Raw genomic sequence first — 14282 nt, 5'->3', positions numbered from 1 at the left:
AATAATAATTTAGCTTCCCCATTTTTCAATTTATTCTATGTTCTCAACGGCAGTATTAACTTTGCTGGCAGTAGATGCAGCGTCGCTAGCAGTATTCGTGGCGTCTTCGACTGCAGAGGTATCCATTGTGGATGCACACCCTGCGAGAAAAAGTACGGCAGAGGCTATGGATGCAAAAAAAATCTTTCTCATTACAACTCCTTGTATAAAAAGTGAAAGGCTACGCGAAGAATTAAATAGCCGACAAAATTTACTTTAGTACATATGGTTTGTTTTTTGAAAGTTGTGATAGAAAGTTTGGCTATGAAGTTACTTGGTATTTTCGAAATAGCCATCACCAACGTAACGGCGCAATATCTGATTTATACCTCCATTCTCTTTCAGAGTATTAAGCGCGGTATTCAGCTGTTCGATCTTGTGCTGATCGCCAAAGTGATTGGAAAAATACATATAGGCAGAATCTTTGCTCATCGCTACGGAAGGACCGAAATCATCTCGAGTTAGCCCTTGTTTGATGAGCGTATAGTAGAACCCTAGATCACTGATGGCTAAGGCATCTAATCGCTTCGCCTTGAGCATTTTTATTCCCTGTGAAAAGTTTGTCACTGTGATGATTTTACTCTCTTTGATTATCGGGGAAGTTAACGGCTGAGCGCCTCGAATCACGCCAATAGTTTTCCCACTGAAGCCTTCTATGGTTTGTATGTTCAGCCCCTTTTGACTCACTAACATAAATCGCAGCTCTAGGATGGGTGTCGTGTGCGAGGCTTTACCTTCCAGTATCGGATTGAAACCAAGCATAGACATGTCGGTTTTTCCTGACTTGAGGTCGTTGAGCACTCTGCCATAGGGCTTGACCGTATTTTTGTAACTAAGCCCAGCCTCTTTCGCTACCGCATTGGCAATTTCATAGAATAGTCCTTTAGAGAGTCCATCTTCTTTGTAACCCGCAGGAGATAAGTTAATGGTGGCGATACGCAAAGGCGTTTCGGTTGCTTGTACATTAAAACTAGGCAGAGTCGCCATCAAAATACAACCAGTTAAGAGAAGTGAATGCATCGCCGCCATAAGAACTTATTGCTTAATTTGTACAATATACCTAAGCATAGCCAAAGCCTTGTTGTCGCGCTTGTTTCAATTTCGCTACAGTTGGTTATTACTTAACTGAATAGAATAGCTGGTAACTCACCCATTTTTCCGGATAATACGCGTCAAACTACCGTTCATCACTGAAGGCTTATTTATCGTGACTGCTCCATTTTCTTCATTACCATTAACAAAAGCGCTGCTTGAGACACTTGATAGCTTGGGCTTTACTAATATGACAGCAATCCAGCAGCACAGCTTGCCTTTAATCTTGGAGGGTAAGGATGTGATTGGTCAGGGTAAAACGGGGTCTGGTAAAACGGCTGCGTTTAGCCTTGGTGTTCTATCGAACCTGAAAGTTAAGCGATTCCGCGTACAGTCACTGATTCTTTGTCCAACTCGTGAATTAGCAGACCAAGTTGCTAAAGAGGTGAGAACGCTTGCTCGTGGGACTCACAACATCAAAGTGCTGACTCTGTGTGGCGGTATGCCAATGGGACCGCAAATTGGATCGTTAGAACATGGAGCTCATATATTGGTGGGAACACCGGGGCGAATTTTAGATCACCTATCAAAAGGTCGCATTGATTTATCTGAGTTGAACACTTTGGTGCTTGATGAAGCTGACCGCATGTTGGATATGGGTTTCCAAGATGCGTTGGACAGCATTATTGAGCAAGCACCAACAAACAGACAGACTCTTCTATTCAGCGCAACATTCCCTCAGCAAATTGAGGCGATAGCCAAGCGCGTTATGAATCAACCTGAAATGATTAAGGTGGAGTCGACGCATTCCACTCAAAACATTGCTCAATCTTTTTATAAAGTGGACTCTCTAGAACAACGCGATGATGCGTTAGAAGCACTATTGCTAAAGCATCAACCAGAGTCATCGGTTGTCTTTTGTAATACCAAAAAGGAAGTGCAGAATGTTAGTGACGAATTGCACCACCGCGGCTTTAGTGTCATTGAATTGCACGGTGACATGGAGCAACGTGAGCGCGACCAAGCATTGGTATTGTTCTCTAATAAAAGTGTCTCTGTACTCGTTGCTACTGATGTTGCCGCACGCGGGTTGGATGTCGACAATCTAGATGCAGTGTTCAACTTTGAGCTGTCTCGCGACCCTGAAGTGCATGTTCACCGTATTGGCCGTACGGGCAGAGCTGGAAGCAAAGGTGCAGCGTATAGTTTCTTCACTGAAAAAGACGGCTATAAAATGGCCTTGATTGAAGAGTATATGGATATTGCAATCGAGCCTAGTGAAATACCAACAGCGCCAAAAGGTAGTGAGCCAATGGCTGTGAATATGGTGACGATTCAAATTAATGGTGGCAAAAAGCAAAAAGTGCGACCAGGCGATATTCTGGGCTCTCTGACGAAAGAGGGTGGGATTGATGGCAAAAGCATTGGCAAAATTAATCTGTACGCAATGAGCTCTTACGTTGCAGTCGCGAAAAAAGTATCCAATAAGGCGCTAAAGCAGCTACAAAATGGAAAGCTAAAAGGTAAGCAGTTTAGAGCAAGGCTTATCAAGCCTTAAGTTGGCGTTAAAATTTTACATTTTGAAAAGGCAGGAAGGTGAAAACCTCCTGCCTTTTTGTATATTAGGCTTGCATGGTGCTAGCTTTTCACAGGTGACTTTCGAGCGTAGTCAAATCTCCGATTTCTCAGACTCATCTATATACTTAGCAAGCGCTGCTGCCGTTCCTATTCCTAGATCTAGTGTATAACGGTAGTGATGTACTAATTTTGCTCCATCTACTGGCGGCAGCTCACAACGTAACATCTTGAGTATGTGGTGATAAGCTATCAGAGACTTAATTTCAGCTAAAATATTCATCAAAACCAAAGGCGAGATCAGCAACAAGAACGCTTGAAGATAAAATTGTGGTGTAACGAAAAAGACATATACACCATATATAGGCGGAATAAGAGACGTCAGTAGAAAAACGACACTAGAAGCAACCATCAACGGGCTGGGTGACATACTGTCGATGAGTTCAAGCACCAATTTAGCTTCTGTATTAAACTTTCCAAGCGAATTCATAGCTCAATCACTCCATTTTTCGCGCCAAGCACCTAGTTGTGGATGGTTACTCCACGTGTATTTCTGTGCTAAATAGCCTATGTCATTATGCGTGGAGCTTTTTAATGATGTACGAGTGGATTTCCATTGGAGCAAGAATCGCGAGAACAAATGATATCCCAGATAATACCAGCGCAACCCAGCCATTTAGAAAAGATTGCGACCAGATACCATATGATGGGTTGAAATATCCATTAATTGAAATATCAAAAAAAATCACCAAAGGAAATGCGACAAAAAGTGCAACACTCGCTGCTAATAGGTTCTTTAAGATTCTTATACTCATCTGATTATCCTTAATCGATCTTCCATGTCACTGAGAAACTATCACCAAAAACCATTCTCATCAACGAGTTAAATGAGACAAGTGATGGCTGTACGTATTCGAGAATTCGTATTTATACATCACTATATTGGCACTTATCGTTACCCTTTGGTTTTGTCAGTCAACGTTTTCATTGGGGATGATGTTATTCATACTGAGGTTTGGTGCTGAATTTTGCCATTACTGGAAGTTATGAGAAAAGTTGAATACTTTTAACTGGCTCGCAAATTTTTAATTACTCAAGTGTTTGAGTTTAAATGATTTGTTGGTTCGTAGAGTCCTCCGTTGACTTTTAGGTTTGTTGCGTGCGAGCCTTCACCCTCGAGATAGGGATTTATCATCATCAAGGGATAGATGTGTCTAATATAGCCAAAAGATCGTATCGTATTTTCAGTGTTGTTATCATTACAGCGTTAGTCACTCCACTTGCCATGAAAGGCTTCTACCACACGTCTATGTGGATGCAAAAGCCCGTCTACGGCACGTTCACCCATAACTTAAAAGTCCTCGACGAAACTCTGAAGCCTAATCAAGCCAATAAAGATAGTTTTGTCATTCGCCCAACGGGTTATAGTCGCAAACAAATGGGATGGGACATCGACGCTATGAAACTGCGTCGGTTGACCGGCACCAGTTACTCTTTTCGAGAGTTACTGCTAAAACGCATTAAGTCGTCTGAGGTGGCGCTGAAGAACTTTAGAGATTTTCAGTATATGGCCAGAAACACACCTAAATCTAACGTGTGGTTGCGAGACCCTGTCACACAGCGTGTTTCAGCGAAACAATTTTACAAAATCTACCAACAACTGCCATATGCTGCTCCCATAGCCGTTGAGTTGGGAACTAACTCAATCGATGCGAATATCGCCTACCTGAAACATCGCCCATTCCGCGGCATTGATGTCTCTGAATATTTCAATGGCTATGACTACGACACATTAGGCGGAAAAGAAAAAATGGCCGTCTTAAAGTACTACGATGTCTTCGATGAGTACTGGATTGACTACATCTACAACAAAGATGAACAAGACCACGATTACTACCTGCGCAATTGGAACAGCATGTTTAAGTACCTAGAACCGTGGTTCATAGCGAACCGAGCCAAATAATCCAACACCACTCCCGCGTCTGAGGGAGTCATGTCTAGCACAATCAAAGGAGTGTATTGCCTCAGAGCTAGGGGCAAATGCAATGGAGTAATATCAACATGCCTTATAAGCTAAATAGCGTTTTCAACATATCTATCGGCGTCATTGTCGGAGTTTGTCTAACTATCAGTGCATACCTTGCTGCCGAGAAACCTTATGTGGTTTTTCAAGATAAACTCATTGGGCATTCGTACACAGGTAGCGGGATTGCGAAACCACCTCAGCGCCCGTCACAATTTAAGACACTTAGCGATAGAGCAGAGATGTATAAAGTGCTATTACATCAGCTCACAATAAACAAACCTTTTGATAAGTCTCAAGCACAGTGCCTTGCTAACCTTGCTGGCGCGCAAGATGAACATATCAAAAAGTTTTTTGCCGCTGACGGAGATAATTTAGTCGAAGAAGAGATATTTCCCGCAGCCATTAGACATGCTGACGTATATTACAATTACGGCCCAGACGGCAATCCTGATAACCAAGTATCAGACTTTATCCGCCGAGTTGATTATATCTCCAACACGTCGTTAATTAATGCCATTTTACACAAGGGGCCGGCTGAACTCGATAAGATGAGATTCGACTTCCTAGTGACGCTATTTTCCTACAGAGTGAAGGCTTTGTCAGAAGCGCAATTTAAGCAGGAACTCTCTAAGTGTGTCACGCTTGTTTAAAGCTGACGCCCCCAGTTTCTGGTGCTAGTTAGAAACATCATAAACTCAGGACAGATTATGCCCAATGACTAAGCTATCAGTGGAATGTAGTTATGAATGGCATGTACTATTGCGAGCATTGTAAGAAAAACACACTCCATGAATTTGATGAGTTTATGGATGTTGAAACTGACGATAATGGATACTCATCTACCTATCTAGTTTCGGAAGCTACGTGCATAGAATGCGACAGGACAACACGAGAACCGTTGACGAAAGCTAGGTTCTAAGCATTGCTTTGTTCGAAGATATGTTAGATAAAAAGCAGTATAGTCAGTTAAAACGTGTTTCTTGTTTCTCTAAATGGCAAGCAACTCAATATCGATAATTTGCAGGGCCAATCGCAATTGAATTGGCCCTGAATTACGGCACTTCGCTAGGTTACTATTCTTTTCCAAACTCCAAGTAACCTCGTTTAGTCTTGATGCAATTTTTCCTGCAGCACCAATTTGTCTGATTTTACTATTAGCTCGCAACCTATATGGTTTAAATAGTGGCCAATGTCCTTTTTAAATTTATGTATATGTTTGTGAGCTTCCTCGTCAATGGTCTCCGCAGGGGATTCTCCAATATCAATTTCCATTAGCTTTACTTCTAGCTCGGTTACGTACCAGACTCGCTTCCAGCAGTTCTCTTTCCCTTCAAATGTGTAGGTTAAAGAAACACTGAACGCCTTCTCTTGCGGCATATTGAAGTTTTCTCTCTGATAACAGAGAAAATCATCCAGATTTTCTGGTAAGTGTTCATGTAAAAACCACATAACTACCTCCTTTGCTATCAAAAAATGGAAGCCAAAAGGCTTCCAAGATCTTGGTTATTTTAAAGATTGTTCGATTGCAACAGCAACGGCTACCGTTGCGCCAACCATAGGGTTATTTCCCATTCCGATAAGCCCCATCATCTCGACGTGCGCTGGAACTGAAGAAGAGCCAGCAAATTGAGCATCGCAGTGCATTCTGCCCATCGTGTCTGTCATACCATATGAAGCGGGGCCTGCGGCGACATTGTCCGGATGCAATGTTCTTCCTGTTCCGCCTCCAGATGCTACTGAAAAGTAAGGTTTGCCCTGTTCCTGACACTCTTTTTTGTATGTGCCAGCGACGGGATGCTGGAAGCGTGTTGGGTTGGTGGAATTACCTGTTATCGATACGTCTACTTGCTCAGCATGCATGATAGCCACGCCTTCTCTGACGTCATCAGCGCCATAACAAAGAATTTCCCCTCTATCGCCTTTTGAAAAGCGCTTGCGTTGAACTTCAGACAAATGATCACTTTGATAATCGAACTGAGTTTCTACGTAGGTAAACCCATTGATGCGTGAGATAAGGTATGCAGCATCCTTCCCTAGACCATTTAAAATAACTTTCAGAGGTTCAGTTCGGACTTTGTTTGCGTTTAGCGCTATTTTTATCGCGCCCTCGGCAGCAGCGAAGGACTCGTGCCCAGCGAGAAAACAAAAGCATCGACTTTTTTCATCCAGCAATCGAGAAGCAAGATGCCCGTGGCCTAAACCGACTTTTCGGACTGCTGCTACTGAGCCCGGTATACAAAAAGCTTGTAGTCCTTCACCAATAAAGTTTGCCGCTTCTGAAGCTTTATGAGCATTTTTTTTAAGAGCAATTGCTGCGCCGAGAGTGTATGCCCACCCAGCGTTGGCAAATGCAATGGGCTGAGTTTCGTTAACAATTTTTCTAGGGTCAAAGTGATGTAATAGACAGAAAGATTCTGCCTGCTCTAAAGTATCAAAACCGTATTCTGATAGGGCCAGTTGAATGTTATCTGCTCTTCGATCGTAGTTTTCAAATAATGGCATGTCTGCTTACTCCGTATTATTGGTGGCGAGGGTTGATAGTTGTGACGCTTTCGTCAAAACGACCATAGGTTCCCGAGGCTTGCTTTAGTGCTTCCTCTGGATCGCTTCCATTACTTAGAGCGGCCATCATTTTGCCTAGGTTGATGTATTGGTAACCGATGATCTCCCCGTTTTCATCCAGTCCTAGCTGCTGAACATATCCTTCAGCCATTTCAAGATATCTGGGGCCTTTTGACTTGGTACCATAGTGTGTTCCAACGGAACTGCGTAACCCTTTACCAAGGTCTTCTAATGCAGCGCCGATCGGCAGCCCACCTTCTGAAAAAGCAGTTTGCGTGCGCCCGTAAGCGTATTGCAAAAATATTTCTCGCATGGCGACATTGATTGCGTCGCAGACCAAGTCGGTGTTCATGGCTTCAAGGATCGTTTTACCAGTGATGATCTCAGAGGCCATTGCAGCAGAGTGAGTCATTCCCGAGCAGCCAATAGTTTCGATAAGAGCCTCTTCAATGATGCCATCTTTAACGTTGAGTGTGAGTTTTGCGGCTCCTTGTTGCGGCGCACAAGTGCCCACGCCATGGCTCACACCAGATAACGCGATGACATCTTTTGGTGACACCCATTTTCCTTCGACTGGAATCGGAGCAGAACGATGGTTAGGCCCTCGATTTAAGGGGCACATGGTTTGAATTTCTGAAGAATATTGCATTACTTACCCTTACCAATTATTGATAATATTATGTAAGGCAACAGAATTTTTGGGGAGGCTATATCGACAACTTTCTGTCAATACACCGCTATGGGGAGCTCCCCCCATTACTGTTGCGTGTATTTCCAGAAGTCATCAGCCCTAAGGCGGTTTTGCCATCCGTAATGATCAGCCAATTAGGCCTAGTGAATGACAGGGAGGAACATCATCTCCAGCTCTAAATTCTACTCTTAGGCACAATTTTGTAAACCAGTTTTTGTCGTTGTGTTTATTTTTTACTCAGTTTTATTAGGGGGTAGATGCCAGAAATTTGTCTGCTACGTGTTGTTTTTTAATAATAATTTAAATAAAAATGACATATGAATTCAGTCAGTAAAATATGATTTTTCTCTGGAATGCTTCTCCTAAGAATGAAGGACAAGGAACGAGATTAATCATCATGAAAAGAATGACCTTTTTTGTATTGTCACTACTGCTTAGTACGAATAGTTTTGCTAAACAGGAAAATCCTGCCAACCGATACGTTCATGCCTATAAAAAATATGCCAATGCAACCTGCCCAATCCCGCAAAACAATATCAAAAACTTTGTTTATGTTTCTCGAGATAGGCAATCCATTAGAAACAGTGCTTTCCTAAAAAACTCTAGATTCGCTGGTGCGCAAATTATGTACTCTTGGGCTGAGTTGGAACCCCAAAAAGGGCACTATGATTTTTCAAAGATCCGTGACGATCTCAGCTATTTACAAGCTCACGGCAAAACGCTTTTCATTCAATTGCAAGACGCTACATTTAGTCCAAAGTACAAGGCTGTACCTCGCTACTTATTATCGTCAGAGTATGATGGCGGCGTCATGCCTCAATACACCGATGACAATAAGCTTGAAGGGTGGGTTGCAAAACGCTGGAATGAGAAAGTACATGAAAGGTTTGCTTTGCTGTTGCAAGCGTTAGGTAAAGCATTCGATGGAAAAGTTGAGGGTATCAATCTCCAAGAGACAGCCATCGGTGTTTCACATAAAACAGATAAGTCGTTCACCGACAAAAAATATGTAAAAGCAATCGAAGCAAATATGCTTGCTCTTAAAACGAGTTTCCCTAAATCCGCCACGATGCAGTACGCCAACTTTATGCCCGGCGAATGGCTACCTTGGGATGACAAAGGATATTTGAGAGCAATATACGCCTATGGCGAGAAAATTGGTGTCGGGCTTGGCGCTCCAGATCTAATGGTTCAAAGAAAGGGGCAGCTAAACCACGCATTAGCAATGATGCATGAACATCAATATAGCGTGCCATTGGGTATCGCAGTTCAAGATGGTAATTATATTGGCCAAACCAATAATACTGAAGTAAAGGAGAATACGAAAAATTTGGTCCCTCTACTCAGTGCTTTCGCTCATGGATTCTTGAAGGTGAACTACATGTTTTGGGTCAACCAAGCTCCGTACTTTGAGCAAGACGTTCTGCCATGCTTTAAGAGCGCCAATGAGGCGAATTGACGTACTGAGCTAAGGTGTGTGGCTCCTGCGGTATAGGTGCTTATTTTAACTTTTTATTCAAATTCTTAGCTTATTCTATAGGGTAGGGTGATATTCGAATTATTATCACCTTACCTTCGTCATAACAAATCTATCCCTGTCTATTCAAACACCAGATAAAATAATCGATTTACCCCAAATTGGCGTCTAGTATCGATGTCGTCATGAAATATTATTGACATAAATATTAATAATAACTGTAAAGAAATCTAACCAAAACTGTCACATTCGACTTATACCATCCATAACTACCACAACTATATCAGTCAATAATGGATACAAATAATGAATAGGTCGTTTAGTCGTTCAATTGCAATATCAGCGACACTTTTTGCTACTACACTTTCCGCATCGGTATTTGCCAATGAAGAAATCAACCCATCACTCATAGATGCGGCAAAGAAAGAAGGTGCAGTATACAGTGTAGGAATGCCCGATAGTTGGGCTAACTGGAAAGACACATGGGCTGATCTCCAGTCCGATTATGGTCTGAAACATCAAGATACTGACATGAGTTCGGCGCAAGAGATAGCGAAGTTTGCAGCTGAAAAGAGTAATGCAACAGCAGACATTGGCGATGTCGGTTTTGCTTTCGCTCGAGTTGCTGTTAAGAAAGGTGTCACCCAGCCTTATAAACCCACTACATGGAACGACATTCCAGCTTGGGCAAAAGACAAAGATGGCCACTGGGCACTCGCTTACACAGGTACGATTGCTTTTATATCGAATAACAACCTAGTGAAAGATGCGCCGAAAACATGGCAAGATCTGCTAAAAGGTGACTATAAAGTCAGTGTGGGAGATGTCGGCAGTGCCGCTCAGGCCAATAATGCTGTACTCGCCGCTGCATTTGCAAACAATGGCAGCGAAGCGAACCTTAAGCCAGCATTAAAGTTCTTTGCAGAGCTGGCTAAGCAAGGCCGTCTCTCATTCACCGACCCAAATATGGCTAACTTAGAGAAAGGTGAAGTTGAAGTCGCGATTATGTGGGACTTCAATGCACTTAACTACCGCGACAAAATTGACCGCGAACGTTTCACAGTAAGTATCCCGCAAGATGGTTCGGTCATTTCCGGTTACACCACGATTATCAATAAGTTTGCAAAACACCCTAATGCGGCCAAGTTAGCTCGCGAGTATATCTTCAGTGACCAAGGCCAGATTAACCTAGCTGAAGGGTATGCTAGACCAATTCGAACTAACATCGAGTTACCGCCTTCTGTGAAGAAAAAATTGCTACCGAATGAGCAATACAACAACGTGCAATCAATCTCCGATTTTAAAGTATGGGAAAAATCAGCCCGCAAACTACCACGCCAGTGGCAAGAAATCGTATTAATCCATCAGCAATAAGAGCTTAATATGAGCAATAAGGTCATCCTTGCTGTTCTTGATGGACTCAATTATCAGGTAGCCCGTGACTGTATGGGCTACCTAAATGGATTGATTGAACAACAAAGAGCAACATTGTACCCAATTCAATGCGAACTGCCTTCACTGTCGCGTCCTCTCTATGAGTGCATTTTGACAGGTATTCGACCAATAGACAGCGGCATCGTTAACAATAATATTGTCCGTCTTTCTCACAACGATTCGATTTTTAGTATCGCGAAGTCTCAAAATAGAACGACTGCAGCTGCCGCTTATTCTTGGGTTAGTGAACTCTACAATCGAGCCCCTTTTAATGCTGTTCGCGATCGTTTTACACATAATGACAACCTGAACATTCAATATGGCTGCTTTTATCAATGGGATCATTACCCAGATGAAGCGCTCCTACTTGATGCTGAATATTTGCGTCTTGCACATCATCCAGATTTTCTCTTAATTCACCCGATGAATATTGACGACATGGGCCATAAATTCGGATTGGATTCTAAGCAATATCGTAATACGGTTCGCAATGTAGATATCTACTTGTCGAACTACATAGAGAGCTGGTTAGACGACGGTTATCAGGTGATTATCACCAGTGATCACGGTATGAATAATGATCTATCACATGGCGGGATCCTTGCAGAAGAACGCGAGGTACCATTCTTTGTGATTGGCAGTAAATTTATGCATCAGGATTGCGAGGTAAAGCAGACTGACATTTGCGGAATTGTTTGCGAGTTAATGAATCTTAATCACGACAAACCTTACCCAAGGGAGTTGTTACTACAATGAACATTTCTGCTCTCAAACGCGAAAGCCTCGCAATTAAAACAAATGAAAATAGGGTTTTAAAACGGCTTAAGCCTGCGTTATGGCTAATGCCTTTCATAGCATTTTTCTACCTATTTCAACTCGCACCCATGGCTTGGGTTTTGTTTAACAGTTTTATTTATGATAGCGAGTTTTCATTTGACCATTATCTAGAAATCGTTGACTCCGACTTCATGATGCAAGCCTTTGGCAACAGCTTATGGCTATCAGTTTGGTCTAGTGTCGTGGGAATGCTGGTAGCGATTACGCTAGTATCTTCTTTACGCCGAGTCGATTCCAAGCTCCGAGATGGCGTTATCGCATTTACCAATATGAGCAGCAACTTTGCTGGCGTACCACTGGCCTTTGCTTTCATTATTATTCTTGGCTTGAACGGCGCATTAACTCTATTACTCAAACAATATGGAATCATTGACGACTTCAATCTGTATGGAAAATGGGGACTGCTGGCGATTTATATCTATTTTCAAATCCCACTTGCAGTGCTACTGCTTTACCCCGCGTTTGATGCTCTTGATGATGATTGGCAATCAGCCGCTGCGTTATTAGGTGCTAAAACATGGCAATATTGGATGAAAGTCGCCTTGCCTGTGCTGTCACCTGCAATACTAGGCACCTTTATTATTCTCATCGCAAATGCGGTGGGCGCGTATGCCAGCGTTTATGCTCTCACATCTGGTAACTACAACATGATCACTATTCGTATCGCGAACCTTGTTTCTGGTGATTTATATCTTGAACCCAATTTAGCCGCAGCTATTTCTGTCGTGCTGATGGCGATATTGGCATTCATTACCGTGGTAAACCAATGGTTGATTAGCAAAAGCTATGCAGGGAGGCGTGGATGAAAAACACAAACCCTATCTATCATAAGACCGTTGTCTACAGCATTGTTGTCATTATGCTGCTTCCTATCATTGCAACCTTTGTCTATTCCGTTTCTTCTCGTTGGGGAGCGACAGTATTACCCGATGGTTTTACTTTAAAATGGTATATCCAGCTACTTACCGACCCAAGATTTTTGGCAGCTTTTGGCCGTTCGTTACTGGTTTGTATCTCAGCTTTAGTGCTTAGTATTGCACTCATTTTGCCGACTATTTTTGTCGTATTTTACTACTTTCCCAAGTTAGATAAGCTTATGGGTATCCTTATTCTGTTGCCTTTTGCCGTGCCACCAGTGGTATCGTCTGTAGGTTTACTAGAGTTGTATGCCGATAGCAAGGTGACACTCATCGGTACTCCATGGATTTTAATTGGTACATACTTCACCATTGCTTTGCCATTTATTTATCGTACTTTAGCCAATAGTTTTGAGGCGATAAATCTGCGAGATTTAATGGATGCAGCGCATCTACTTGGAGCTAGTACAACACAAGCTTTTTTGATGGTGATCTTGCCAAACCTAAAAAAAGGGCTGATAACCTCTTTATTCCTATCATTTTCATTTTTACTAGGTGAATTCGTTTTCGCTAATATTTTAGTCGGTACTCGATACGAAACCCTACAAGTCTACTTATACAATATGCGTCAGGTCAGTGGCCACTTTACATCTGCACTGGTTGTCACTTACTTCCTGTTTATTTTCTTACTTACCTGGCTAGCAAATCGATTTAATCAAGGGGTGAATTCATGAGTTACGTGACAGTCAATCAACTTACTAAGCGCTTTGGTGAAAACACAGTCTTTCAAGACATAGATTTTACGATTGAAAAAGGTGAATTCATCACGCTACTTGGCCCAAGTGGCTGTGGTAAATCGACGTTATTGCGCAGCCTAGCGGGCTTGAACCCAGTTGATGGGGGCGAAATATGGGTTGATGGGCAAGATATTACCCATCAAGTGCCTCAGCAGCGCGGTATCGGAATGGTATTTCAGTCTTATGCCTTATTTCCAAACTTGACGGTTGAAGACAACATTGCCTTTGGCTTGAAGATGAAAAAAATGGCATCGCACACCATAAAACAAGAAGTTGAGATGATTGTTGATCTGGTGAACTTGAAGGGCAAAGAAAAGCACTACCCTCACCAGCTTTCTGGCGGTCAGCGGCAGCGTGTGGCTCTTGCGAGAGCGCTGGTAGTAAAGCCTCGTATTCTTTTGCTGGATGAACCACTTTCAGCACTGGATGCTAAAATTCGAAAACAATTACGCCAGCAAATTCGTCATGTGCAAAAAGAGTTAGGTTTGACCACTATTTTTGTTACTCACGATCAAGAAGAAGCGATGATCATGTCCGACCGCATCTTTCTAATGAACAAGGGTAAAATTGTTCAAGCTGGCTCTCCAGAAACCATATACACTCAACCGGCCAACGAGTTTGTTGCTGGTTTTATGGGGCACTACAATTTAGTTGGTGCAGAGAAAGCGAAGCAGCTCTTTAATATCAATACTGAGTGGAAAGTCGCGATTCGCCCAGAATCTATTTATGTAAAAGAAGAAGGCCGTCAATATGGCCGTCACATCTCCGCACCGCAGAAAGGTATCATTAGAAACCACCAGTTATTGGGGAATATCATTCGCTATCAGGTTAATATCAATGACTGTGAACTGACCATCGATTTACTCAACCGTTCATCAGAACGTCTGCTCGCTAATGGCAGTCAAATTGAGCTATTGTTTAACCTCAATGAAATTCAACCGGTGAGAAACTAATC

16 protein-coding genes and 1 riboswitch are annotated in these 14282 nt (G+C 42.5%); of the genes, 9 read left to right on the top strand and 7 right to left on the bottom strand.

The features are described 5' to 3' along the window. Positions 1–30: 30 nt before the first annotated feature. Both L7A31_RS05055 and L7A31_RS05050 read right to left on the bottom strand, forming a co-directional pair. A complete protein-coding gene (locus L7A31_RS05055) occupies positions 31–192 on the bottom strand; it encodes an outer membrane protein assembly factor BamD (RefSeq protein ID WP_237360411.1) in 162 nt (53 codons plus the stop codon). A 117-nt stretch (positions 193–309) separates the two neighbouring features. Next, complete coding sequence (locus tag L7A31_RS05050) at positions 310–1068, bottom strand: substrate-binding periplasmic protein (RefSeq protein ID WP_237360410.1); 759 nt, start codon at positions 1066–1068, stop codon at positions 310–312. 175 nt (positions 1069–1243) lie between these two features. Here L7A31_RS05050 and dbpA point away from each other — a divergent pair, with 175 nt between their 5' ends. Continuing rightward, positions 1244–2629 (top strand): ATP-dependent RNA helicase DbpA, encoded by a 1386-nt coding sequence (dbpA, locus tag L7A31_RS05045; RefSeq protein WP_237360754.1) that lies wholly within the window; start codon positions 1244–1246, stop codon positions 2627–2629. 111 nt (positions 2630–2740) lie between these two features. On the opposite strand, the gene L7A31_RS05040 is transcribed toward dbpA, so the two are convergent. Together L7A31_RS05040 and L7A31_RS05035 are read right to left on the bottom strand one after the other, a co-directional pair. Beyond that, positions 2741–3136 (bottom strand): hypothetical protein, encoded by a 396-nt coding sequence (locus L7A31_RS05040; protein WP_237360409.1) that lies wholly within the window; start codon positions 3134–3136, stop codon positions 2741–2743. A gap of 85 nt (positions 3137–3221) precedes the next feature. After that, positions 3222–3461: a hypothetical protein gene (locus L7A31_RS05035; RefSeq protein ID WP_237360408.1), complete on the bottom strand. Its 240-nt coding sequence runs from the start codon at positions 3459–3461 to the stop codon at positions 3222–3224. Positions 3462–3856: 395 nt separating this feature from the next. On the opposite strand from L7A31_RS05035, the gene L7A31_RS05030 reads away from it, so the two are divergent. Further along, on the top strand, positions 3857–4609 hold the full coding sequence (locus L7A31_RS05030) for a hypothetical protein (protein ID WP_237360407.1): 753 nt from the start codon (positions 3857–3859) through the stop codon (positions 4607–4609). A 98-nt stretch (positions 4610–4707) separates the two neighbouring features. Further along, positions 4708–5322 (top strand): hypothetical protein, encoded by a 615-nt coding sequence (locus L7A31_RS05025; RefSeq protein ID WP_237360406.1) that lies wholly within the window; start codon positions 4708–4710, stop codon positions 5320–5322. 454 nt (positions 5323–5776) lie between these two features. On the opposite strand, the gene L7A31_RS05020 is transcribed toward L7A31_RS05025, so the two are convergent. The 3 genes from L7A31_RS05020 to L7A31_RS05010 are packed head-to-tail and all read right to left on the bottom strand — an operon-like array spanning position 5777 to position 7883. Then, positions 5777–6121 carry a hypothetical protein gene (locus L7A31_RS05020; RefSeq protein ID WP_237360405.1) on the bottom strand — a complete coding sequence of 115 codons (345 nt, stop codon included), beginning with the start codon at positions 6119–6121 and terminating at the stop codon, positions 5777–5779. A gap of 54 nt (positions 6122–6175) precedes the next feature. Continuing rightward, positions 6176–7174, bottom strand: a complete 999-nt coding sequence (locus tag L7A31_RS05015) for a GGGtGRT protein (protein ID WP_237360404.1) — start codon at positions 7172–7174, stop codon at positions 6176–6178. 16 nt (positions 7175–7190) lie between these two features. Next, positions 7191–7883, bottom strand: a complete 693-nt coding sequence (locus tag L7A31_RS05010; RefSeq protein ID WP_237360403.1) for an iron-sulfur cluster assembly scaffold protein — start codon at positions 7881–7883, stop codon at positions 7191–7193. 119 nt (positions 7884–8002) lie between these two features. After that, positions 8003–8105: riboswitch (Fluoride riboswitch) on the bottom strand. Positions 8106–8322: 217 nt separating this feature from the next. Here L7A31_RS05010 and L7A31_RS05005 point away from each other — a divergent pair. The 6 genes from L7A31_RS05005 (at position 8323) to L7A31_RS04980 (ending at position 14280) form a co-directional block, all read left to right on the top strand. Further along, complete coding sequence (locus L7A31_RS05005; protein ID WP_237360402.1) at positions 8323–9384, top strand: hypothetical protein; 1062 nt, start codon at positions 8323–8325, stop codon at positions 9382–9384. 324 nt (positions 9385–9708) lie between these two features. After that, a complete protein-coding gene (locus L7A31_RS05000; RefSeq protein WP_237360401.1) occupies positions 9709–10776 on the top strand; it encodes an ABC transporter substrate-binding protein in 1068 nt (355 codons plus the stop codon). Between the two features lie 9 nt (positions 10777–10785). After that, complete coding sequence (locus L7A31_RS04995) at positions 10786–11592, top strand: alkaline phosphatase family protein (RefSeq protein WP_237360400.1); 807 nt, start codon at positions 10786–10788, stop codon at positions 11590–11592. After that, positions 11589–12479, top strand: a complete 891-nt coding sequence (locus tag L7A31_RS04990) for an ABC transporter permease (protein ID WP_237360399.1) — start codon at positions 11589–11591, stop codon at positions 12477–12479. Before L7A31_RS04995 ends, L7A31_RS04990 begins: the two co-directional genes overlap by 4 nt. Continuing rightward, on the top strand, positions 12476–13264 hold the full coding sequence (locus L7A31_RS04985) for an ABC transporter permease (protein ID WP_237360398.1): 789 nt from the start codon (positions 12476–12478) through the stop codon (positions 13262–13264). The genes L7A31_RS04990 and L7A31_RS04985 overlap by 4 nt, the downstream gene beginning before the upstream one ends. Beyond that, complete coding sequence (locus tag L7A31_RS04980; protein ID WP_237360397.1) at positions 13261–14280, top strand: ABC transporter ATP-binding protein; 1020 nt, start codon at positions 13261–13263, stop codon at positions 14278–14280. Before L7A31_RS04985 ends, L7A31_RS04980 begins: the two co-directional genes overlap by 4 nt. Positions 14281–14282: the final 2 nt, after the last annotated feature.

Origin of the sequence: Vibrio marisflavi CECT 7928 (assembly GCF_921294215.1) — a bacterium.
GTDB classification, from domain to species: domain Bacteria; phylum Pseudomonadota; class Gammaproteobacteria; order Enterobacterales; family Vibrionaceae; genus Vibrio; species Vibrio marisflavi.
The sequence above is the reverse complement of the archived record's forward strand: the minus strand, read 5'-3'. Positions and strand labels throughout refer to the sequence as shown.